The 22,111-nt window shown below is 69.8% G+C and carries 15 protein-coding genes and 1 tRNA gene; 6 read left to right on the top strand and 10 right to left on the bottom strand.

Features of this window, described 5'->3' with window-relative positions; translation table 11 throughout:
• Positions 1 to 46: 46 nt before the first annotated feature.
• The 3 genes from AB1L88_RS08805 to AB1L88_RS08815 all read right to left on the bottom strand — a co-directional run bounded on the left by AB1L88_RS08805 (position 47) and on the right by AB1L88_RS08815 (position 6,524).
• Positions 47 to 1,501, bottom strand: coding sequence for an FAD-dependent oxidoreductase (locus AB1L88_RS08805; RefSeq protein WP_367096274.1), 1,455 nt, complete (start codon positions 1,499 to 1,501; stop codon positions 47 to 49).
• Positions 1,502 to 1,721: 220 nt separating this feature from the next.
• The gene (locus tag AB1L88_RS08810) at positions 1,722 to 2,486 is read right to left on the bottom strand and encodes a sugar phosphate isomerase/epimerase (protein WP_367096275.1); all 765 of its coding nucleotides are present in this window, start codon (positions 2,484 to 2,486) and stop codon (positions 1,722 to 1,724) included.
• Between the two features lie 252 nt (positions 2,487 to 2,738).
• Positions 2,739 to 6,524, bottom strand: a complete 3,786-nt coding sequence (locus AB1L88_RS08815) for a hypothetical protein (RefSeq protein ID WP_367096276.1) — start codon at positions 6,522 to 6,524, stop codon at positions 2,739 to 2,741.
• A gap of 335 nt (positions 6,525 to 6,859) precedes the next feature.
• Here AB1L88_RS08815 and AB1L88_RS08820 point away from each other — a divergent pair, with 335 nt between their 5' ends.
• Positions 6,860 to 8,053, top strand: a complete 1,194-nt coding sequence (locus AB1L88_RS08820) for an alpha/beta hydrolase (protein ID WP_367096277.1) — start codon at positions 6,860 to 6,862, stop codon at positions 8,051 to 8,053.
• A 37-nt stretch (positions 8,054 to 8,090) separates the two neighbouring features.
• Here AB1L88_RS08820 and AB1L88_RS08825 read toward each other — a convergent pair whose 3' ends face one another.
• Positions 8,091 to 9,287, bottom strand: a complete 1,197-nt coding sequence (locus AB1L88_RS08825) for a hypothetical protein (protein WP_367096278.1) — start codon at positions 9,285 to 9,287, stop codon at positions 8,091 to 8,093.
• Between the two features lie 190 nt (positions 9,288 to 9,477).
• Positions 9,478 to 10,104 (bottom strand): nicotinate-nucleotide adenylyltransferase, encoded by a 627-nt coding sequence (nadD, locus tag AB1L88_RS08830; protein WP_367096279.1) that lies wholly within the window; start codon positions 10,102 to 10,104, stop codon positions 9,478 to 9,480.
• Positions 10,105 to 10,338: 234 nt separating this feature from the next.
• Between nadD and AB1L88_RS08835 the strand changes: the two genes are divergently transcribed.
• The 3 genes from AB1L88_RS08835 to priA all read left to right on the top strand — a co-directional run bounded on the left by AB1L88_RS08835 (position 10,339) and on the right by priA (position 14,874).
• On the top strand, positions 10,339 to 11,388 hold the full coding sequence (locus AB1L88_RS08835) for a hypothetical protein (RefSeq protein WP_367096280.1): 1,050 nt from the start codon (positions 10,339 to 10,341) through the stop codon (positions 11,386 to 11,388).
• A 30-nt stretch (positions 11,389 to 11,418) separates the two neighbouring features.
• The gene (locus AB1L88_RS08840) at positions 11,419 to 12,441 is read left to right on the top strand and encodes a polysaccharide deacetylase family protein (RefSeq protein WP_367096281.1); all 1,023 of its coding nucleotides are present in this window, start codon (positions 11,419 to 11,421) and stop codon (positions 12,439 to 12,441) included.
• Between the two features lie 135 nt (positions 12,442 to 12,576).
• A complete protein-coding gene (gene priA / locus AB1L88_RS08845; RefSeq protein ID WP_367096282.1) occupies positions 12,577 to 14,874 on the top strand; it encodes a primosomal protein N' in 2,298 nt (765 codons plus the stop codon).
• Positions 14,875 to 15,669: 795 nt separating this feature from the next.
• On the opposite strand, the gene AB1L88_RS08850 is transcribed toward priA, so the two are convergent.
• From AB1L88_RS08850 to AB1L88_RS08860, 3 genes are all read right to left on the bottom strand, one after another.
• Positions 15,670 to 16,272 carry a uridylate kinase gene (locus AB1L88_RS08850; RefSeq protein ID WP_367096283.1) on the bottom strand — a complete coding sequence of 201 codons (603 nt, stop codon included), beginning with the start codon at positions 16,270 to 16,272 and terminating at the stop codon, positions 15,670 to 15,672.
• Positions 16,273 to 16,437: 165 nt separating this feature from the next.
• A complete protein-coding gene (locus AB1L88_RS08855) occupies positions 16,438 to 17,484 on the bottom strand; it encodes a hydantoinase/oxoprolinase family protein (RefSeq protein ID WP_367096284.1) in 1,047 nt (348 codons plus the stop codon).
• Positions 17,481 to 18,683, bottom strand: a complete 1,203-nt coding sequence (locus AB1L88_RS08860) for an ATP-grasp domain-containing protein (RefSeq protein ID WP_367096285.1) — start codon at positions 18,681 to 18,683, stop codon at positions 17,481 to 17,483. Before AB1L88_RS08860 ends, AB1L88_RS08855 begins: the two co-directional genes overlap by 4 nt.
• Between AB1L88_RS08860 and AB1L88_RS08865 the strand changes: the two genes are divergently transcribed.
• The gene (locus tag AB1L88_RS08865; RefSeq protein ID WP_367096286.1) at positions 18,682 to 19,479 is read left to right on the top strand and encodes a HisA/HisF-related TIM barrel protein; all 798 of its coding nucleotides are present in this window, start codon (positions 18,682 to 18,684) and stop codon (positions 19,477 to 19,479) included. The two genes, AB1L88_RS08860 and AB1L88_RS08865, sit on opposite strands and share 2 nt — an antisense overlap.
• A gap of 156 nt (positions 19,480 to 19,635) precedes the next feature.
• Positions 19,636 to 19,721, top strand: a tRNA-Leu gene (locus AB1L88_RS08870).
• 73 nt (positions 19,722 to 19,794) lie between these two features.
• On the opposite strand, the gene AB1L88_RS08875 is transcribed toward AB1L88_RS08870, so the two are convergent.
• Positions 19,795 to 20,790 (bottom strand): IS1380 family transposase, encoded by a 996-nt coding sequence (locus tag AB1L88_RS08875; protein ID WP_367096287.1) that lies wholly within the window; start codon positions 20,788 to 20,790, stop codon positions 19,795 to 19,797.
• Positions 20,791 to 20,965: 175 nt separating this feature from the next.
• Positions 20,966 to 22,102 (bottom strand): universal stress protein, encoded by a 1,137-nt coding sequence (locus AB1L88_RS08880; RefSeq protein ID WP_367096288.1) that lies wholly within the window; start codon positions 22,100 to 22,102, stop codon positions 20,966 to 20,968.
• Positions 22,103 to 22,111: the final 9 nt, after the last annotated feature.

Consider the following 22,111-nt stretch of genomic DNA (forward strand, 5'->3'; position numbering starts at 1 on the left):
GCACCTCTGCTCTCAGAACGTCGGTCTCAGGGTCGTCGGCCGGTGTTCACGATTCCGGGCCTGATCCCGCCAGAGTCGCCGGGGGTTCGTAGCCGTAGACCAGTCGCAGGGCCGCCCGGGCCAGGCCATTTTCGAGGCGAGTCGAGGCGAACTGGGTCGCCAACGCCCGGACGAGCCCGGCGTGGGTCGGATACGGGTGAATCGTGTTGAGCAGGTGATTCAGCGTCAGATCCTGCTCCATGGCCACCACGAATTCCTGCAAGACGAGCGCGGCGTTGTCCCCCAGGATGGTCGCGCCCAGGATCTTGCCCGATGGCGTGACGGCGACCCTGGCGAAGCCCTGCGTCCGCCCCTCGATCCGAGCCCGATCGAGTTCCTCGTACTCGACTTCGAGGATGCGGGCCCGCGCCGGAGCCTCGAACCCATGCGTCCGGCCCACCGCCGCCACTTCCGGGTCGGTGAAGGTGGCCCGCGGCATCACCGCGTCGTCGTAGCGTTTCGGCAGGCCGAGCACGGCGTTCTGGAACACCACGGCGGCTTCCCGCTCGGCGGCGTGCGTCCACTGGTTCCGGCCGATTACGTCCCCGATGGCGTAAATCTGCCGGGCAGAGGTCTGGAGCGACCCATTGACCGGGATCACTCCCCGGGCGTCCGCGTCGATCCCGACCGCCGCCAGGTTCAACCGGTCCACGTTCGCCCGGCGGCCCGCAGCGACCAGCAAGGCCGACCGGGTCGCCTGGAAGCTGTGGCCGGTCGCCCGGTCCGCGAAATGGACCACCTTGCCCTCGTCCCGACACTCGACATTCGAGATATCGACATTCGCGAAGATCTTGATCCCTTCGGCCTCGAAGGTCGCCCGGAGCCGACGGCCCACCTCCGGATCCTCCTGAGGCAGGATCCGGGGCGCCGACTCGAGGATCGTCACCTCCACCCCCAGCCGGGCCATCGCCTGGGCGAGTTCCAGGCCCACCGCCCCGGCGCCGATCACCGCCAGCGACTCCGGCCGCTCCGTCAGGCCCCAGATCGTCTCGTTCGTCAGCGGGCCGGCCGCCTCCAACCCCTCGATCGGCGGCATCGCCGGGCGGGATCCGGTGGCGATCACGAACGCCTTGCCGCGGATGGCCCGCGACTCGTCGACCACGACCGTGTCGTACGCGTCGAACCGGCCCCGGCCGTAGACGACCTCCACCCCACGCTTCTGCATCGCCTCGATGTCCGAGACGGCGAACGAGTTCACCACCGATCGCACGCGGTCCATCACCGCGGCGAAGTCGATCTCCACGGCGCCGACCGTGATCCCATACCGATCGGCCATGCTCAGGCGGCGTGCCAGGTCGGCGGCGCAGATCAGGGCCTTGCTCGGCACGCAGGCCGTGAAGGTGCACTCGCCCCCGAGCCGGTTCGCCTCGATCAGCGCCACCTTCGCGCCGACGGCCGCCGCGGCCCCCGCGACGTTCAATCCCCCCGAACCGCCCCCGAGGACCACGAGGTCGTACAGCATGGCTGGGCCCCCCGATCTCCCCGACTCCGGCCGGCCCTGCCAGCGGTCGCTCGCCGGCGTCGGGGAGTTCAAAAGGTCGGGAAGACGATCGCCGACGGTCGGGGCGGCCGTCGACCATCTCGCAGCGCACCACCCGAGTCGCGCAGGGGATTATAGCCTCCCGGGATCCGCCTGGCCACCGGCCCCGCCCGATTCGGATCGGCCAACGCGCGAGAGTGGTTCAAATCAGGCTTTCCAGCAGCAGCTTCATCTTCCTGACCTCCACCTCGACATCGAACGCGCAATCGCCGTGGTTGATCAGGGCCACGGTCAGCGACCGATTGTAGCCGTGACGGTCGAGGATCGTGACGATCCGGGCGTAATCGACCTTCCCCTGTCCCACTCGGACCTGCTCTTCCCCGGGGTTCTTCCCCGTATCCCTGAAGTGGAGGTTCTGGACGTAAGGGAACAGGTCGTCGTAGTTCTTCCCGGCGTGCGGCCCCAGCACATAGTGACTCGGATCGAGGGTGATCCCCAGCCCCGTCACCGACTGGCAGAGCCTCAACGCCGCGGCCGGGTCCGAGGTCAGCGTGTCGCGATGGGTCCGGACCGAGAGCACCAGCCCCTCCCGGTTCGCGACCCGGGCCAGCCCCGAGAGCCGCTCGATCTCCGCGTCGATCGGCGTGCCGATCGGCGCCGCCGGGATCGTCAGGACGGCCACGGTCAGCAGCTTCGAGAAGCGGCAGATCGCCTCGAACCGCTTCCGGAGCGTCTCCGCGTCCAGCGGTCCGAACTCGAGATCCAGGGCGGCGGGCGAGAGGCTCGGGCCCCTCCGGAGGCGATGCAAGGCGCCTTCGGGATCGGCAGAGACCTCCGAGGGGCTCAGGTGGGGGCCACCCTCGACCAGGGCCAGGTCAAACTTGTTGAACTCCAACTCGGCCATCTGACGCAAGGCCGCTTCCAGCGGCCGATCGGCAAAGCAGAGGGTGCTGCATGAGACGAACATTCAAAGGCCCTCCTGACCCTCCCTCGGAGTCTGACTTCGCGAGGCGATCGTGGGGAAAAAGGCGGACATCCCTCGCGGTCGTTCCGGGTCACGCAACGACCCTCCGGCCGCCCCGCCCCGGGCCGGAACGCTCCGAACTCCGTTGCGGCGGTTCCGGGCAATCCGGACCTCGCCCCGATTCCCACCGATCGCCCGCGCGGGGCGATCGACCCGGGAAATCAACGAGGGATCCGGACCCGGACGATCGCGATCTTACCGCAGCCGAGAGCGAGCGGGTAGATCAGTCGAGACCTCTCCGGCCAGCGGGGCGACCACCGGCGCCGGCTGCTCCGGCTCGATCGGCCCCCCGGCCTCCTGCACCCAGTGCGACCGGGCCAGCCGGGCGAAGTCGGCGAAACGCCCCTCGTCGTAGGCCTGCAGCGCGGCCGTCAGGCAGCTTCGGGCCTGGGCCAGGCCCGGCCCGGTCATCGAGAGGTCGTCGATCCAGAGCCGACCGGGGCCCCGCAGCTCGAACCGGAGGCGGATCATCGCATCGCCGTCGGCCGGAAGCCCGGGGGCCCGCAAGGCCAGGGGAGACCAGTCTCCCCGGTGCTGCTGCGGGAGGTCGGCGGCCAGGTGGACCGGCGCCACGGCCCCCGGCTCCGACTCGATCCGGACCCGCACGGCGGCGTCGGGGGGATCGGTCCTGATGAAGGCCCTCAGGGTCGCGGCCGGCCCCGGGGGCGAGAAGGCCGGGCTGGTCGCCGTGGCGGGACCCTCGGGGCTCGAAAGCCTGAGGCTCCCCTGGCCCGTCCTGGGCCGGACCACGTCGATCGCGAGCGAGGCCCCGGCCGCCCCCTCGGTCGTCCAGCCGGCAGGCTCCGCGTCCTTCTGCTCTCCGGACGATGCTTGCCTGACCAGCGACTCCGGCTCGAAACCGGGGTTCAGATGGGCGATCGACCCCCCGGAGGCCAGGCTCTGCAGCCTCCTGGCCACCGCCGACCGGTGCGCATCGCGTCGGGAGTCGTGGACCACCGCGACCGAATCCAGCCGAACGCCCGTCGCGCCGATCCCGAACGCCTTGATGCCGAACGGCGGCAGGTCCACGCTCATCCGAGCCCCGCCGGCCACCCCCTCGACCGGCACCGCGACCCCCCGCTCGAAGTCCTCGATCATCGACGAAGGCGGCATCCCGACCAACGCCGTCACCCGGGCGACATACGGCGTGTCGTTCACCAGGCAGAGGTACGACCGGTCGGGCAGCGTCACCAGCCGGGCAACCGTGCCGACCGAGGAGGACCCCACCGGGCCGGCCCTCGGCCGCGGGAGGCTCCGGAACATCCCCGAGAAGCGTCGGAATCGGTCCTCCTGACCGACCAGGGTCGAGGCCGAGACGACCACCCACCCCACGTCGAGCGCGGCCACCGCGTGAGAGAACACCTCGTCCCCGTCGGGCCCCGAGCGGGGAGGGACCGCGGCGAGCCGGAGCGCCCCCCCTGGGGCGTTCTCGTCGTCCCCGGCGGCCCGCTCCTGATCGAGGCCGATCAGCAGGCCTCGCCCGGGCCGGTTGACCAGTTGACCGTCGAGGGCGGGGTGCGTGGCCAGGTCGTGCTCCAGGCCGCCGATCCCGGTCCCGACGCCTCGGAGCACATACGGGACAGGACGATCCCCGATCGGCCAGTCGGTCAGGTCCAGCCCCAGCGACCGCCAGGCCGCGTCCGGAGGCAGGCCGTCCCGGTCGAATCGTCTGGCCTCGGCCCCCACCAGCGCATCGTCGAGCCCCGGGGTCGCCAGCATGAGGCTGACGCCGGGGCTGGCCTCGGCGACGGCCGCGGCGAGACTCGAATAGTAGGCCCCGACCTGCCTCGACCGCCAGGTCAGCCAGGGCACCAGCGCCGATCCGGTCAGATACCGGTGACGGGCCGCGAACCGTCCCGGATCATCCCCGTCCAGCCCCGGCGCCACGTCCCCCTTGATCGCGTCCCTCACGAACCGGGCGTAGGTCCGGTCGTCGAACCCGGTATCGGGCCGCCCGGGCAAGGTCGGGCCGGGCCCGAGCCGGAGCAGGACCCCATCGCACGGGAGGCGATGCGCCCCGCCCGCCCCTCGGATCGTCTCGACCACCAGCTGCGTCATCGCCCGCTGGACTTCCGGCCTCAGCAGGTTGTAGGTCGGCCGGTCCGCTTCCGAGCCTCCCGATCGGTCGAGCCGGACCAGGCCCAGCTCCTCGGCCCTCGGGTCCTCGGGGGCAGGCACGCCCGGCAGCTGCCTCCCTTCGAGATCCATCTCCAGGAAGACGGCCATCCGGGCCCGCTTGAGCGCGGCGATCAGGGCCAGATCGGGATCGGGACCGGCCGAATCTTCCAGCGCCTGCCCGTCCAGGGCCTCTCGAACCCAACCCGCCCCGGCCGGGGCGGGCAGGACCGCCGCCGAGGCCCCCATCGACCTGAGGTAGCTGATCAGGTGCCGGGCCCGGGCAATCGGATCATCCGGGCCGAGGTCGTTCGTCCCGCCGAACCGCTCCAGGTCGCGACGCCCCGAGAATCGCACGGCGACCGATCGCCCCCCATCGGCCGGCGGCCTCATCGCCGGCAGCGGGGCCGGGTCGTCGGCCTGCTCGACGAGCTTGACCTCGCCGAGCCACAACGGCCGATCGGCCGAGTGATTCACGACGATCAGGACCGGATCGCTCGCGTCGGGCCAGACTCCCCACGACAGGACCGTCGGCATGCCCGGCCCGGCGATCGGGGGCCCGTATCCGCGGGCATCGAGCAGCAGCCTGGGCCGATTGCCCGGCGCCACGATCGCCACCGACATCGCCCCCGGATCGCCACCGGCGACCGCCAGGTCGAGCCGATGCGGGCGATCGGGGCGGGGCACGTGCAGCGGCAGGGCCACCCAGGACACGCCATCGACCCCGGCGGGTTCCAGCGCCCGGGGCTCGGCCCCGACCCTGCCCACCAGGTTCCAGAGCCGATCGCGACGGGGCGGGTCGACCAGGAGTTCCTCCGGGACGGTCCAGGGGGAATCGGGCCGATTCGGCTCCGCCGCCAACCTGCCCTCGGCCCGGGGCCGAAGCCCCTTGGACCTCCCCAGGTCGCTCGAATCGACGACCACGTCAAGCCGGTCCGCTCCCTGCCGACCCGGCGGCACCGGCACCCCCGACTGGGGCGCGGGTGCGGCGGGATTGATGACCGCCAAACTGATGCGACGGTAGGCGACATCGGTCGATCGATTGCGGAGCCGCCGCCACCATCGGCTCAACCTCGTCCCCTCGGCCTGCAGATCCCGGGGCGCCCAGGACGCGGTCACCTCCAGCACATACGTCCCCTCGTCCCGGGGCATCGCCAGGTTGAACTGCTGGGGGACCGAGCCGCTCAGGTTCGTCGGGACCACCAGCCGCCTCGACTCCTCCCACGAGGCCCGATCGGACCGGACCGGATGGAGACGAGCCGAGAGGACGAGCGCGACCTCCGTCGGCTCGGGGGTCAGGACATTCACCCTGACGCCGACCGGCACGACCGCCCCGGGCGCCACCAGCCCATCGCCGGGCAGTTGCACCTCCACGCCGTCCCAGTCCAGCCGCCGGGCCTCGAACAGCGTGCCCGAGCCGAGCACCGTCCGCTGAGGGCCGTCGAGCAGGCTGATCAGGGGGACCGTCCAGGAGCCTTCGGCCGGGGTGGCGACCGTGATCGTCGCCTCGATCGGCGCCTCGACCCGGGCCCGGACGTTCCCCCTCGGACGCGATCCGAGGCTCATCGCCGCCTGATCCAGGCGGTCGAGCCGCCTGGCCGATCGGCTCTGCGACGGCTCCAGCCGGTCGTCGTCCCAGGCGATGGCATCCAGGACCGAGCCGTCGGAGATCTCGAGCCGGGTGCCCGGCGAGTCCTCCTTCTGGGCCCGGCCGAGGTCGTCGTCGGCGGGCCGCCAGGAGAGTTCGATCGTCATGCGGACCGGGGGCACGTCGGCCAGGGCGGGGCCGGTGGGGAATCCACTCAGGAGCAAGACACCCAGGACGATGCCTCGACCGTCCCAGGAGACGCGCCAATCGCCACGCATCCGCACTCCAATAGGTTTGCAATCGACCGCAGCCCCGGACTCGCCTCCCTGCCAGCCCAGGGTCCTGCCGAAGGATTCGCCCGATCGAGGACCGCTCGACCCTTCGCGAATCGTCCGTCTCAAGTTTCGACCGGACAGGTCGTCCGACTTGAGCGGTTCGGCGGAATTCTTGTTTTTTTCCGGCGATCCGTCGATCCCATCTTCCCGAATTCCCCCAGAACGGCTATGCAAGGGACTCTCGCCGGGACCTTCGGTGCTGCCCCGCCGCGCCAGCAAGGTTGCGTCGAGAGACGACATGCCGTCCCCGGATCGTCGACACCAAGGAGGGTTTAGACGTGGGATCAGCACTCATGTTCCTGTTGGCTGGAATGCTCCCGCTCCTCCAGCCCCCGGCCGATCCGACCGGCCCGGACGACGCCGCCAGGCCCGCCCGCCACGCCGCGATGCTCGCGCTGAGCTACGGCGAAGGACCGAGGTCGTACTGGATCTTCGAGCCGACCGACCCCACGCCCTCCGAGCCGGCGCCGGTCGTGGTGCTCCTGCACGGCTGGATGTCCACCAACCCCGGCCTGTACGGCGCCTGGATCGCCCACCTGACCCGCCGGGGGAACATCGTCATCTATCCCCGGTATCAGGCGGACTGGACGACCCGCCCGGCCGAGTTCCTCCCCAACGCGCTCGACGCGATCCGCAAGGCCCTGGTCGTGCTCGACACGGCACCGGGCCGGACGCGGCCGGACCGCGATCGCTTCGCCCTGATCGGGCACTCGGCCGGCGGCAACCTGGCGGCGCAGCTCGCGGCGATGGCCCCCGAGGTCGGCCTGCCGAGGCCGAGGGCCCTCGTCACCGTCTTGCCGGGAGAAGTCCTCCCGTCAAGCGAGCCGACGCTCGATCAGATCCCCGAATCGACCGCCCTGGTCGTGATCGCGGCCCAGGAAGACATGGTCGTCGGCGACGAGCGGGCCCGGGCGATCTTCAACTCCACGACCTCGATCCCGGACCATCACAAGCAATTCATCTTCCTGCGCAGCGATCGGTCGGCCGCGCCCGCACTCGTCGCCGACCACGCCTCGGCCACCGCCTCCTTGAGCTGGCTCGACACGGGGGAAGGCCCGTTTCACGCGATGCAGATGAACCTGGCCACGGTCGATCGGCTCGACACGAGCATCATCTGGCCGGCGGCCGACCTGGCCATGGAGGCCGGCTTCTCGGGGAGACGGCTGGATGAACTGACGCTCGCCGGCGCCCGCTTCCAGCACCTCGGCCACCGCGAGGACGGCCTGCCGATCCGCCCCCCCCTGGTCTCGAACACCCTGGCGAGCATCCCCCGGGTGACCCTCGCCAACGGGGTCCGCCTCGTCCGCTGGCCCACCTCGGTGTTCAACTCCATCTCCCGGCCGGTCGTCCAGCTGTACTCCGGGCAAGACGAGCCGACCCGGGTCCCCTTGACCGAATCCGACCGGCCGACCCCGCCCGACGATCAGGTCATCCAGGCCGCCTCCGAGGGCCGGGGAAAGGTGCTGCGCTGAGCACCGTCCCCCCGGCCGCGTTCGGATCAAGGAGGGCTCACGACTGGGCCTTTTCCGGGGGTGCCCAGTTCGCCTCGGCCCGCAGGAAGGCGGCCACGCCGTTGGCGCGTGCCATCGGGTCGGGGGCCCGCTCGTCCGGACGGTCGAGCAGATGGACCCGGGCCATCCGCTGCCGGATGGCCATCCGCAGAATCTCCTGAACCGCGTTCACGCTGATCGTCCGGCCGTTGCAGTAGACGCACTCGGCCGTCGGGGCGCCGAACCGATAGCCGCAGGACAGGCAACGCGCGCCGGGCATGGTCCGGTCGGGGCCGAAGATGACCTCGACAGCCCGGCCTTGTTGCAGGGCGTCAAGCACCTCGGTCGGCCCGTTGGCCACCAGGTGGTTCCGCTCCCATCGCTGCTCCAGTTCGTCGAGGAGCCGACCGCGCTCGGCGGCCCGCCACTGGTCCATGGCCCGGGCCACGTCGTCCTCCACGTCCTTGACCTTCGGCTCGGGCCGCATGGCCTGCGCGTGTTCCAGGACGACGGCGGCGTCGGCCTCCTTGTGCAGCAGGCGGCGGATGGCCGAGGTCGTGGGGGCCTGGCCGAGCAGGATCAGGCCGGTGAACGCCCCGCCCCGGTAATGGTCCGAGATGGCCTCGGCGGCCCCTTTGAGGAACTGGTCGTTCGTCAATTGCTGCTGGCGTTCGTGCCAGGCGTCCAGAAACCGCTTCTTGTAGGTGAACCGGGGCTTGTCGCGCTGGATTTCGGTGGGCACTTCCTTGTTCAGGCCGGTCACGTGCTCGGCGTGGCCGGAGTGGGCCTCGAACAGGTGCAGCTCGTGCGAGTCGACCAGGGCGACCAGATAGCTCGGGTCGCCGAACCAGCGTTCAAGCAAGGGGAGGATAAACGGGTCCTCGTCGAGGACCAGCTTGTTCTCGACCGGGAAGTTCAGGTGAACGACGTGGAAGAGCCCTCGCCCCGGGGCGCTGAACGCGGCCAGCCCCCGGGTCCCGGGCTTGGCCTGTTCGAGGTCCTTGAGGATCGGTTCGAGATGCTCGTCGAGGGCCTTGCGGGCCTCGGCCTCCGAGAGTGCCACGTCGGCATCCCGGGCGATGTTGGCCAGTTCCGTCCTGGCAAAGTGGCGGAATCCATCGCGGACGGTCAGGTCCGCGTACGCACTGACGACGTAGTCGAGCTGCTGAGGCGTATCGAGCAGGATCTCCAGGTCGTCTCGGGTGATTGGCATCATCGCGGTCAATCCTGTCGCAAAGAGGGGGCCCCGGCGCCCCCGGGCACGGGCGGACGGGCACTGGCTCGGCCACCCGCTCGGGATCGGGTCTGGTCCCGCCACCCCTGGCCGCGATCGGGCCGGGCGAGCGGGACCCTTACGGCCCGAGATTAACCTGCAAATGGGTTGCCATTCCGGCTGGATAAGGGGCTCATTCCCGGTCTCCCGGGTCGGATCGAGGCCGATACAGGCCCCGGGCCTTGATGAAGGCCTCGACCCCCCTCGGCACGAGGTATCGGAGGCTGCGTCCCTCGGCCACCCGCCGTCTCAGGTCTCGCGAGGCGATCTCGATCTGAGGGGCAATCACCCGCTCGATCGGCCGGGCCCGAGGCGCCTGATCGAGGATCGGCCGCATCAGGTCGGCCGCCGGCTCCTCGAAACCGGGCCGACCGACCGCGACGACCGTGGCCAGCTCCATCACACGCCCCGGCTCGCGCCAGTGGGGCAGGTCGATCAGGCTGTCGCCGCCGATCAGGAAGAACAGGGAGTCGTCGGGCCGGTCGCGGGCCGTCGCTTCGAGCGTCTGGTAGGTATAATGGGGGCCGGGCGAGTTCGCCTCGATCTCCGAGACGCGGAAGTTCGGATGCCCGGCGATGGCGATCCGGACCATCTCGATCCGGTCGGCCACCGCCGTCCGATCTCCCCCTTTGTGCGGCGGCTGGCCGGCGACGACGAACCAGACCTCGTCAAGCGCCAGCGCCTCCCGGCACGATTCGGCGAGGATGAGGTGGCCGAGGTGGATCGGGTCAAACGTGCCGCCGAACAATCCTAATCGCATCAGTCCACCGCTCCGAAAGGTCCGGCCGATCACCGGAAACAGGGCTGGCCTCCGGTCGGGTCCGGCCGTCACGCTCGGGGGTAATTCGGGTCGTCCCGGTTGCGGCCGACCCCTCCGTCGGTCGATTATGGCGGGGCGCCCGGCCCAGGAAAAGGGCAGGAGCATGCCCGAGCCGGTCCCGAGGCTCAGGTTCCTGCCGGTCCGGGATGATGCCGAGGCGAAGGCGAAGCTGCCATGACCGACGCGATTCGAGCGATCAATCCCGAAGACATCCCCCGGCTGAGCCGGTTCCTGACCGGGGCGTTCGGCGTCCCCCCCGACGCGACCTTCGCGGCGCCCGAGGTCCTCTCCTGGAAGCTGTTCGACCCGATGGGGGGCCCGGCCGATTGGCCGTCCGGCCTGGTGGCCGAGACGGACGGGCAGATCGTCGGCAGCATCAGCCTGCATCCGACCGTCATCCACCAGACCGGGCCGTCGGCCGACCCGATCGGGATCCCCGCCATCCACCCGATCGACTGGGTCGTCTCCGAGGCCGGGAAGGGGATGGGGGCCCGCCTGCTCATGCGGGTTCACCGATTGGCGAAGGTCCACCTGGCGATCGGTTTGACCCCCTCGTCGGCCGCGATGGGGAACCGGACCGGGTACGTGATCCGGCAGCGGATTCCCGTCTGGCGACGCCTGCTCGTTCCCTGGTACCGGCTCCGCAACCAAGGCGGCGGCGGCTGGGCCAGACGGCTCCTCGGCACGGCCCGCGACGCGGTCGGATTGGCGCGGCCGAGGCGGTCGCCAACCCTGCCGATCGACCTGGAACCGGTCGCCGAATTCGGCTCGGACGCGGAGCAGGTCGTCGGGCGACTGGCCATGCCGCTCTGCTTCACCCGGCGCGACCCGGTCGTGCTGAATCACTTCCTCCGGTTCCCTCGCCCCTGGTTCGAGGGCCGGATGATTCATCGAGGGGGTTCGGCCCGGGGGTTCCTGATGCTGAGCGTCGTCCCGCAACCGTCGGTGACGCGGGGAACGATCGTCGATTGCTTCCTCGATGACCCCGATCCGGACCTCTGGCTCGCGAGCATCCGGGCCGCCACGGAGGAGCTTCGCCGTCGCGGGGCCGACGTCGCCGAGTGCTTCGCGACAACCCCCTGGATCACGGAAGCCTTGCGGGACTCCGGCTATCGGCCCGTCTTCGACATCCCGTTTTACGTCCGGGACCGCTCGGGATTGCTCCCGCCGGCGGACGTCCCGTGGCACCTGACCCAGCTTGAAGCGGACTACGCCTACACCTAATCGCAATCGAAGCGTCTCGGGACGGTCGCCATGCTCAACAAACGTCGGTTCCTCGCCCACCGGATGCGGGAGGCGGGCGTGCTCCGGGTCATGGAACGGCTGGCCAGGCGCCCATGCCTACTCGTGCTCGTGTACCATCGGATCGGTGATCCGACGGCCACGACCGACTATGCTCCGGTCTTCTCGGCGACTCCCGAAGGTTTCCGGAGGCAGATCGAAGAGGTCCAACGGGCCTTCCGACTGCTCTCGCCGACCGAGCTGGTGGCTCATGCGAGCGGGGGAACGCCCCTGAACGATCCGTGCGCGGCGATCACGTTCGACGACGGCTATCGGGATCAGTACGAGCATGGCTTGCCTGCCCTGGTCGATGCGGGAGCCTCGGCCACCTACTTCATCCCGCCGGACCGGATCGACCACCCGCGGCCGTTCTGGTGGGACCTGGTGTCGCGGGTGATCCACCAGACCGATCGGGAGCGCCTGGAGCTGGACGAGCCGGCACGGTTGACCATCGACCTGACCCGGACGAGCCGGGCCGAGGCCCTCGCGATCGTGGTGCAAGCCTGCCTGGCGGCGCATCGGCTCGATGAGGAGCGGTTGGCCGAGCACCTGCAGGAGCGATCCGGCGTCTCGCTCGACCTCAACGCCCTGGGCCGATCGGCCTTGATGACCTGGGAGCAGGTACAAACGCTGGCCGATTCGGGAATGGTGGTCGGGTCGCATGGCAAGACGCACCGGAGGCTGGCGGATCTGAACGAGGAGGAACAGTCGGAGGAGTTGGTCAGCTCGAAGCGAATGCTGGAAGCCAGACTGGGTCGGGAGGTCGATGCCATCTCGTATCCCTATGGCGGAGCAACCGATTACGACGATCGGACCTGTCGACTGGCCCGGCAGGCCGGCTATCGGGCCGGGTTCATCTTCGGCGGGCAATCGAATCGGCCGGGGGCGATTCGGCCGTTCGAGGTGGCCAGGATCAACGTCGGATCGGCCGATTCCCCCGAAATGGTCCGGGCCAGGATGGCGCTCGACCGGGCCTTCGGCCGATCGTTCATTTGAACCCCCTTCGGCGGAGAGGGTGTGGACATCCGCCCAGCATTCTGCCGACAATGGGAGCGAATGCGCGGGAATCTCCGGCTGCGGACCGGAGAGACTCGCGGCGGGAACCGTTGATGCCTTCCGAAGTGGATCGCCATGACCCGAGCGGACGCCGACGACCGAAGTCAGGGGGCCCTGTTCGCCGTCGAGGCCGAGGGGCCGTTCGCGGGGGTCGTCTTCAACCGGCCGATGGAGGAGGTGTATACCTACGCGATCCCCCGGCACCTGCGGAACGGGTTGCGGGTCGGGCAGCGGGTGCGGGTCCCGCTCGGGCGGTCGAACCAGGCGGTGACGGCCTACTGCGTCCGGATCGAGCCGACGGCCGACGTCGCGCCGGGGAAGGTCAAGGAGATCCTGGAGATCCTGGACGACCCCCCGTTGATCGACGGGGTGATGCTCGACCTGACGCACTGGATGGCGGGGTATTACTCCTGTTCCTGGGGCCAGGCGCTCGACGCCGTGGTGCCGGCCGGGGTGAAGAAACAGGCGGGGACGCGGATCGCCACCTGCCTGACCGTGCCCGATGAGGTCCGCCTGGCCCGGGACACGCTGGCCTTGCCGCCCCGACAGGCCGAGATCCTGGAGCTGCTCTGCAAGGCAGAGGGGACGCTGTCGGTCACCGACGTCTGCCGCCTGGCCAAGTGCACGACCGCCCCGATCGCCTCCTTGCGCAAGCGGGGGTTGATCCACACCGTCCGACGCCGGATGAGCAGGGCCCCGGTGGCCGGGCCGCTCGACCCGGAGCCGCTCGAGAACGACCACGACGGCAAGGCCCCGGTCGCCCTGACCCCCGAGCAGGCGAGGGTGCTCGACCAGCTCGACCCGGTCCTCGGCAGCGACAGCTTCCAGACGTTCCTGCTTCATGGGGTCACCGGCAGCGGCAAGACGGAGGTCTATCTCAGCGCGATTGAGCGGGTGGTGGAGCGGGGTCGGGAGGCGATCGTCCTGGTCCCCGAGATCAGCCTGACGCCGCAGACGATCCGACGCTTCCGACGTCGGTTCGACCGGGTGGCCGTCCTGCACAGCCACCTGAGCGACGCCGAGCGGCATCGGCACTGGCGGGCGATCGCCGCGGGGGAGATTCAGGTGGTCGTCGGGGCCCGCTCGGCCATCTTCGCGCCGACGAGGAGGCTGGGCCTGATCGTCATCGACGAGGAGCATGAATCGACCTTCAAGCAGGAGACGACCCCGCGATATCACGCCCGGGATGTGGCCGTGAAGCGGGCCCAGTTGGAGAAGGTGCCGGTGGTGCTGGGGTCGGCCACGCCGTCGCTCGAAACCTGGGCCAACACCGAGCGGGGGAGGTACACCCGGTTGACCCTGGCCCGCCGGGTCGCCGAGCGGCGGATGCCCCGGGTCGACATCATCGACATGAGGCACGAGAAGCCGACGAAGGGTCAGCCCTTGCTGGCGATCGGCGGCCTGATGCGTCGAGCGATGACCGAGGCGTTGGCCGACGACGGCCAGGTGATTCTCCTGCTCAATCGCCGAGGGTTCCACACGTTCATCCTCTGTCCGAAGTGCGGGAATGTGTTGAAGTGCGGGGCCTGCGATGTGGCCCTGACCCACCACAAGGAGCGGCACAAGGCCCTCTGCCACACCTGCGACGCCGAGTACGACCCGCCGGACAGTTGCCCGAGCTGCCGCTACCAGCGGCTCCACTACGGCGGGATCGGCACCGAGCGGCTGGAGCGGGAGGTCCGCGACGCCTTCCCGCAGCACGTCGTGCGGCGGATGGACTCGGACACGATGCGGTCGCCGGGGGCCTATGAGCAGGTGCTCGGGGCGTTTCGGGCGAGGCAGGTGCACATCCTGCTGGGAACCCAGATGATCGCCAAGGGGCTCGACTTCCCGGACGTGACCCTGGTGGGGGTGGTCAACGCCGACACGTCGCTCCACCTGCCGGACTTCCGGGCGGCCGAGCGGACCTTCCAGCTCGTCGCCCAGGTGGCCGGGCGGACGGGCAGGGGGGATCGTCCGGGCCGGGTCCTCGTGCAGACGTACACGCCGGATGCGCCGGCGATTGCGTTCGCGGCGCGGCACGATTACCTCGGGTTCGTGGCCCAGGAACTGCCCGAGCGGGAGAAGAACGGGTGCCCGCCGTTCGGCCGGGTCGTCCGCCTGATCGCCAGGGGGCCGTCGGAGGCCGAGGTGGTCGGCTACCTCGAATCGTTCGCCCAGTTGCTCCGGGAGCTGTCGGATGATTCCGTCCGGTTGCTGGGGCCGGCCCCCGCGCCGGTGATGAAGATCAAGCACCTGTTCCGCTACCACCTGCAGCTCCGGGCCCCCGCCCCGGGGCCGTTGCAACGGCTGCTTCGGGTTGCCCTGCCGCTGGCCGATCCTCCCCAGCCGATCGAGCTGGCGGTGGACGTGGACCCGGTGAGCCTGCTCTGAGTCGATTGGTGCGCCAAAGGGTGCGCCAGGGTGCGCCGAAGGGTGCGCCGATTTTCGGCCGGGGATGATGGCGGTTTCCTGATTCAGGGCAAGGACTTCGGTCAATTCCGTTGGCTTCGTTCCGTTTTGACCGTGTCGTGCTGAATCGGGTGAACTGCGGAGATGATGCGTCCGACGATCGCGGCGTGTCGGAAGGGAAGCGGAACGAGAGGGGAAATGCGGTCGGGCCGGGGTGGTGCGCCTCGTGGTACGCCGAGGGTGCGCAAAAGGGTGCGCCGGATTTCAGGGCACCGCAAGGAACCTTTTCCCTGATGGAGCAAGGACTTGCGGAAATCGGTTTGGCTTCGTTCCGTGAGAAGGGCGACTTGGGACGTCGGAGGGAGAATCGCGTCGACGAGAAGGGGTTAAAGGGAGGGTCTGGAGGGGGTGTGCGGAGCGATTGCCGACGGATGGAATCGAAGCGAGCCGGGGCAAGGCCGAGGGCTGGCCTTCGAGATTCGAATCTTCAGAGGATCGGATCAAGGCGGAGGGCAGGTCGGGGATCAACGAACAAACACTGCGCATGCGGTTGCCAAAGAGCGAATGACACCGAATCGCCCGAAAGCATTGCTCTTGTAGGGTCCTCCGTGCGGACCGATTCCTGAATCCTGTCAGGAGATCGGTCCACACGGCGGACCCTACGAGCGAAGACTGATCCGGGCGATTCGGGATGAACCCTTGACAGTAATCTCTGAAATAAGAGGGGGTTCAGTCACACAAAATGGGCGGGGATCGGGAAATGGCCCCGGAAGCCGATCAGAGGAGCGAGGATTCCGGGAGCCGAGCGTCGCGCAGGTTGAGCAGAGTAACCCGAGGGATGGGGAGGGAGGCGGCGGGGAAGGTCGGGTCGACGAGGCCAAGCGAGGCGGCCTGGTCGCGAGGGATCGAGGCGGGGGCGGCGGTGCTCTTGAGCAAGACGAGGGAATCGGCCCCGAGCCGGACCGCGAGGCGGGCGGCGATCGAGTCGGAGGTGACGGCCCAGGAGTGGGGAAGCGGGTCGTCGACGGTTCGGTCTTCCTGGTCCAGGAACAGGCGAGGGGCGAAGACCGGGAGCGAGGGGCCGTTCCAGACGGAGGGAAGCTCGGCGATCGCATCGACCACGACCAGGCTCGGGACGATCGCGGCGAGACAATGGGCGGTCAGGTCCATCCCCCGGAGCGCGAGCCGATGCGAGACGGGATCGCCGAGGGAGTGGGTCCGGTCGAGCGATCGGATCGCATCGACCGCCTCGCCGCCCCCGACCACGAGGACGAGCCGATGGTCGCGGCGGCGATCGAGGAAGGTGGTGAGGGCGTCGGTCAACCCGTTCCAGTTGAGCAGGCTGCCGCCGACCTTGGCGACGAGGAGGGGAGGGGGCATGGGCGGATCGGAGCCGAGCAAGGTTCGGGTCGGAAAATTGGGCGTTTGGCGTGTCTCGGTCGGCGAGGGCGGCTAAAGGTCCGGATCGGGGGACGGAGGAACCGTTCGACGGGCGTCCGGATCGGGGGCTTTCGACGGGAGGGATGCGGTGGAAGACAAAGGGGGTCAGGAGGGGGCGAGATTGGCGCGCTCCCCGGCCAGGACGACGAGGGCGTAGGCGCAGCCGGCGTGAGACGCGAGCGGACCCCAGACGTCATCGATGGCGAGGATGGGGTCGTCGGGTTCAAGAAGGAGCCGGGCGAGGCGGCGGGCGAGGAACGATCCGGAGCCGCAGACGACCGCGCCCCGAGGCCGGCCGACGGTCGCGGCGCAGGCCCGTTCGGCGGATCGCCGGAGCCGGGCGAGGAGGACCCCGTCGGCGGCCAGGGCGAGCGACCGGGCGTCGTCGGCGGAGAAGGAGTCGCGATCGGCGGCCACCATGCGGGCGAGGCGGTCGCGGGCGGCCTCGATGGTGGCGGGTCGGCCGTCGCAGGTGGAGAGGTCGGTCGGGTCGGGCTGGAGGTCGCCGAGCGTCAGGTAGACGTCGAGCGTCGAGGCGAACAGCTCGGCGGCCAGGCTGGTCGGCTCGCCGCGGTGGGGGAGCTCGGTGGCGAGGGCCATGATCGGGGTCCGTCGGACTCCGGCGTAGAGCAGTTCGCCGGTCTGGAGGCGTCGTGTGTCGGTCAGGCCCCGGGAGGTCGGGTGCCCGTCGCGGATCGGGACGAGGTCGGCCGTGGTGGAGCCGATGTCGATGACGATGCCCGGCCCTTCGGGGATGAGCCGGGCGGCCAGGGTGGCCAGGGCGAGCCAGTTGGCGGCGGCGGCGAGGTCGGGCTGGTCGACGGCGGTCTTGATGCCGTGGAACTGGCCGTCGGTGCCCCAGACGTGGATCGGCTTGCCGGGGAAGGCCTTCCAGACGGCCCCCAGCACGGCGGCGACCCCTTCGGACTTGGTGGCGAAGCAGTCGCACAGCTCGGCGGTCATGGTGACGGCGACGGCGTTCGACTCGGGCAGGACGCGGCCGAGGCGGGCGAGGGTCGGGGCGAGGTCGGAGGGGCGTTTCCAGAGCTCGAAGGGGAGGATCTGGGCCTGGCCGCCGGTGTGCGCGGCCTTGAGGTTCGCGCCGCCGATGTCGAGGCCAAGCCAGAGGGGTCGGGGGTCTCCGGTGCTCATGATCCGGCTCCAGCCCGGGGAGAGGAGGAGGGGGAGGGGGAGAGTCTGCCGTCGGGTTCGAAGGAGACCGGGGACGCGACGGACGCCAGGACCCGGTCGGCCAGCCGACGGGGCAGCGGGGCGCCCGGGTCGTCGAGCACGTCCAGCCAGGATTGGGCCAGCATACCGGGAGGGAGGATCGCAAGGAAGCCGACGATGGAGGTGGTGGGCCTCGGGTTGACCTCGAGGACGATCGGATCGCCCTGGCCGTCGTCGATCCAGTCGATGCCGACCCAACCCCGGAGCCCCGGGATCGCACCGACGACCTGCTCGACCATCCGCGAGACGGCCGGACTGCCCGGCAGCGGCGCGACGCCTCCGGCATAGGAGAGTCGCCCCCGATCGACCCTGGTGCGCTGCGAGGCAATGCCGACGATCATCGGATGACCGTCGCTCGACACGAGGACCGAGACGCTGCGGGGTTCCCCCTCGATCCAGGGTTGCAGGACGGCGACCTCGGGGGCCCAGGAAGGGTCGGGCCAGGGGGCCTCTCCGGCGAGGACGAAGGTCTGGACGGCGCCGGCGCCATCGACCGGCTTGAGGACGGAGGGATGCTCGATTTCGGCTAATTTGGCGAGATGGGGGGGGAAATCGGCCAGGGGTTCGGGGATCTCGACGAACGGGCAGACACGGGCCAGATCGACGGGGGGGAAGGTCGGGCGCCGGGGCCAATCGCGCCGAGGGGAGACGACCCGGGTGGGAGGCGTCCGGACGCCGGCGTTTTGCAGGCGATCGAGGGTGGTGAGCACATTGCCAGTCACCGCAACGGCTTCGGGCGAGCAGCCGAGCGACGGCACGCCGAGTTGGTCGAGCATTCTGGCCCGATCGAGCAAAAGTCCGCCGGTCTCCGGGGCGATGATGAGGGTACAATCGGCCTCGGTCGCCAGCGAGGCGACGCGAGATCGTTCATCTCCGGGGCCGATCCGGACGATCTTCCAGGGCCCCGGGGCCTCGGCATCGGGTTCCCGGGGGTCGATCGTCATGACGACCCGGACCCCGGACGCGGCGGCGAAGTCGCCGGCGAGGGCTCGCCGCATGGCGCGGCCTTCGCGGGCGAGCGACGGGGGCAGGTCCTCGTCGGCCAGGCCGCCGCCGGTCACGAATTCGTGAATTAATACCGTGCGACTCGAAGACAGTCTGGACTCATCCTTGAATCCCATGCGGGTTATTCCTGTGCTCGATCTCAAGGCCGGATTGGCCGTTGCCGCCGTCGCCGGGGAGCGCGAGCGGTACGGCCTGCTCCGCGGCACCGCCGAGGGGTGCAATCCGCTGGCCTGGGCGAGACGCTTTCGCGATCAGATGCTCGCCGCCGAGCAACCCGATCCCCCCGCATTGTACGTGGCCGACCTGGACGCGATCGAGGGGCAACCGCCCCACCTGGAACTGCTGTCGAGCCTGGCGGGGCTGGGGGTGTCGCTCTGGGTCGATGCGGGGGTGCGGACGGCCGATGACGTCCCCCCGCTGCTGGCCGCCGGGGTGGAGACGATCATCGTGGGCCTGGAAACGGTCTCGGGTCCCGACGCATTGGCCGCGATCCTCGACGACGCGGGGACCGAGCGGGTCTGCTTCGGACTCGACCTGAAACATCGAGTCCCGCTGGGGGATCCGGAACGATCGTGGGGGACCGACGACCCGCTGGGCCTGGCCGCCCGGGCGATCGAGCAGGGAGTCCGGAAGGTGCTCGTGCTGGATCTGGCCCGCATCGGCACCGGGCAGGGGACCGGGACCGACACCTTGCTGACGAGCTTGCGCGACGCTTTCCCCTCAATCCCTGAGCTGGAGCTGATCGCCGGCGGGGGAATCTCCGGGCCTGCCGACCTGGATCGCCTGGCCCGATGCCGGGTCGATGCCGTCCTGGTCGGCTCGGCGCTGCGAGACGGCCGGCTCCGCGTTTCGGACCTTCGCCCCCGAACGCGCTCGGCCGCCGAGGCTTCTCCCGGCTCCTCGACATCGTAACTTCAATCTCCAAAAGCGTTTTCGCACCAATCTTCCGGCTCCAGGTCCCCAGTCTCTTGCTTCCGGCCCCATGACCTCGCTAGAATACCCCACATGTCGCACGTCGAGCGGCGTTCTGTTCCCCTCGGGGCGGATCGTTGCTCGCGTGAACCACTTGCCGAAGTGGCGGAATTGGCAGACGCGCTAGGTTCAGGTCCTAGTCCGGTTCACCCCGGGTGGAGGTTCGAGTCCTCTCTTCGGCACTAGACCCTGCAAGGGTTATGGGTTAGCCCGCATTTCTCATCGGGGGTATCCGGAAGCCCCGATCAGGATACCTCAAGCCCTGTTCCGAGCTCGATCGGTCGGTCGACGGTCTGGAGCCTCGGTCGATGACGTGGGAGCGTGGTCCACCCACCTCGCAAGCCCACGCCGGAGGCCGTCTGCGCCTCCGCAAGACGGACCGCGAACCACGATCCGCCCCGACAGGGGTCCGACCGCCTGCATTCCGCCCGGACGAGCGTGGTGGATCAGGTCGGTGCAGGCCATGATCGCCTCGCGGCAGAAGTCGCTGTCGGCCCGGAGGGTGATCTTCAGCTCCGGCCACGCCTGGCGCAGTTGCGCGACGATCCGCTGTAGGTGCTTGACCGTCCCGGCCGAGGCGTCGATGTCCGCCGGCCGCAGCTTCGCGCAGAGCGGGTGATCGCCGCAAAAGATGTCGAGCGGCAGATCGCAGTAGCCCTTGGAATAACCGTGGAAGAAGCGGCCGAGCTGATGGCCATGGTTCGGATCGTCGGTGGCGTCGAGGTCGAGCACGATATGCTCGAGAGGCCGGGGATGGGCCTGCAGGGAGGGCCTGACGAGGAGGTCTTCGACATCGTGGACGCGGCGGGTGATCTTCTTGTCACGGTCGGCTCGACCGGCGGCGGTGGGGGTCAGTTCCGGGCGGTTGAGCGTGCTCTTGCCGGCCGGGGCCTTGCCGCGGTCGCGCGTCCGCATCCGGGATTGGCCGGTGGGGTCGAGCTCGCCGACGACGGCCGCCAGGCGGGGGTCGCGGCGGAGGTCGTCGTGATCGTGGAGGTCCTCATCGCCCAGGGCCAGGCCGTAGACCCGCTGGGCGAGCAGTTCTTCGACGGTGTGCTCGATGAGCTCGGAGTCGCGATGATCGGTGAAGCGGTCGGCGAACTGGCGGAGGATGCCGGTGATCTGCTCCACCTGGCGGAGCAGCAGGGCGCCGCCGTCGGACGTGATGTCGCCGCCGTCGAAATCGGCGAGGATTTCCCGTCGGCCGACCATGGGAAAGTCGAGGTAAGCCGCGTTACACTCTGTCTGCATCGGGCTGCACTTTTTTGATGACATAGGGGGTTGTGGCAAACCAACCCATGACACAAGGGGCAGCGCGATTCCATTCCCCCGGTGAGAAATGCGAGTTAATCCTCTCATCTGAGCGATCGCACCTCGTGGGGAAGTCCAAGGATTGTCGGATCGAGCTCCGCTCACCGACCACCGTTCAGACGTCGACGACGAGGACATCGGCCCCGGTGGTCTTCGCGAGCAGGGCCTCCAGGAGCGATCCTCGGAGGAGGCGCCTCCACCAGGCTTGCCGCGACTTCCCGAGCACGATGACCCTGATCTGATACTCGCGGGCGAATGAGGCGATCGTGCTGGCTACGTCGGGGCCCTTGAAGGTCATCGGGATACCCCCGAGCTGTTGGGCCAGCTCCAGGTTCTTGCCGATCTGCCGCTGCGTCGCCGCGTCGATCCGGGTGAGGTCCTCCCTGGGAGTTTGGATGTATACGGCGTACCAGGGGGCATCGAGCCGGTCGGCCAGGCGGGCCGCCTTGCGCAGCAGTCTCGGGGCGTTGGGGCTGCGGCTGGAGAGGCCGACCATCACGCGTTCGGTCGCCGAGGCCGGGGCGCGGTCGGCCTCGGCCCGTCGGGTGCGGCGGTCGACCAGGTGGGCCAGCTCCGAGAGCGTCAGCTCGCGGAGCCGGGTGAGGTTGGCCTCGGTGAAGAAGTGGGCCATCGCCCGTTCGACCCGCTCCGGCGGGTAGACCTTGCCGGCCTGGAGCCGCTCCAGCAGGTCTTCCGCGGAGAGGTCGACGTTGACGACCTGATCGGCCTCGGCCAGGATCGAGTCGGGCAGCCGCTCCTTGACCTTCACCCCGGTGGCCCGCTCGACCTCGTCGTAGAGGCTCTCCAGGTGCTGGACGTTGACGGTCGTGATCACGTGGATGCCCGCGCGGAGCAGCTCCTCGACGTCCTGGTGACGCTTCGGGTTGCGGCTGCCCGGCGCGTTGGTGTGGGCCAGCTCGTCGACGAGGCAGACGGTCGGACGGCGGGCGAGGACGGCGTCGAGGTCCATCTCGCGGAGCGTCACGCCGCGGTACTCGATCTCCCTCGGGGGGATGACCTCAAGGTCGCCGAGCTGCGCGGCGGTCTCGGCCCGGCCGTGGGTCTCGAGGAGGCCGACGGCCACGTCGACGCCCTGGCCCTTCAGGCGGTGCCCCTCGCGGAGCATGGCGTAGGTCTTGCCCACCCCGGCGGCCGAGCCGAGGTAGACCTTCAGCCGCCCGCGCCGCTGCTTGCGGATGAGCTGGAGGAACTGCTCGGGGTTGGGGCGGGGCGATTCGGCGTCGAGGGCCATGGTCGCAGC

The organism is Tautonia sp. JC769 (assembly GCF_040717455.1).
Lineage (GTDB): Bacteria > Planctomycetota > Planctomycetia > Isosphaerales > Isosphaeraceae > Tautonia.

What these genes read in the sequence shown, in the direction of transcription:
- AB1L88_RS08805 (WP_367096274.1), bottom strand. Translation starts at nt 1,501, where the DNA reads ATGCTGTACGACCTCGTGGTCCTCGGGGGCGGTTCGGGGGGATTGAAC.
- AB1L88_RS08810 (WP_367096275.1), bottom strand. Translation starts at nt 2,486, where the DNA reads ATGTTCGTCTCATGCAGCACCCTCTGCTTTGCCGATCGGCCGCTGGAA.
- AB1L88_RS08815 (WP_367096276.1), bottom strand. Translation starts at nt 6,524, where the DNA reads ATGCGTGGCGATTGGCGCGTCTCCTGGGACGGTCGAGGCATCGTCCTG.
- AB1L88_RS08825 (WP_367096278.1), bottom strand. Translation starts at nt 9,287, where the DNA reads ATGATGCCAATCACCCGAGACGACCTGGAGATCCTGCTCGATACGCCT.
- nadD (WP_367096279.1), bottom strand. Translation starts at nt 10,104, where the DNA reads ATGCGATTAGGATTGTTCGGCGGCACGTTTGACCCGATCCACCTCGGC.
- AB1L88_RS08835 (WP_367096280.1), top strand. Translation starts at nt 10,339, where the DNA reads ATGACCGACGCGATTCGAGCGATCAATCCCGAAGACATCCCCCGGCTG.
- AB1L88_RS08840 (WP_367096281.1), top strand. Translation starts at nt 11,419, where the DNA reads ATGCTCAACAAACGTCGGTTCCTCGCCCACCGGATGCGGGAGGCGGGC.
- priA (WP_367096282.1), top strand. Translation starts at nt 12,577, where the DNA reads ATGACCCGAGCGGACGCCGACGACCGAAGTCAGGGGGCCCTGTTCGCC.
- AB1L88_RS08850 (WP_367096283.1), bottom strand. Translation starts at nt 16,272, where the DNA reads ATGCCCCCTCCCCTCCTCGTCGCCAAGGTCGGCGGCAGCCTGCTCAAC.
- AB1L88_RS08855 (WP_367096284.1), bottom strand. Translation starts at nt 17,484, where the DNA reads ATGAGCACCGGAGACCCCCGACCCCTCTGGCTTGGCCTCGACATCGGC.
- AB1L88_RS08865 (WP_367096286.1), top strand. Translation starts at nt 18,682, where the DNA reads ATGCGGGTTATTCCTGTGCTCGATCTCAAGGCCGGATTGGCCGTTGCC.
- AB1L88_RS08860 (WP_367096285.1), bottom strand. Translation starts at nt 18,683, where the DNA reads ATGGGATTCAAGGATGAGTCCAGACTGTCTTCGAGTCGCACGGTATTA.
- AB1L88_RS08875 (WP_367096287.1), bottom strand. Translation starts at nt 20,790, where the DNA reads ATGCAGACAGAGTGTAACGCGGCTTACCTCGACTTTCCCATGGTCGGC.
- AB1L88_RS08880 (WP_367096288.1), bottom strand. Translation starts at nt 22,102, where the DNA reads ATGGCCCTCGACGCCGAATCGCCCCGCCCCAACCCCGAGCAGTTCCTC.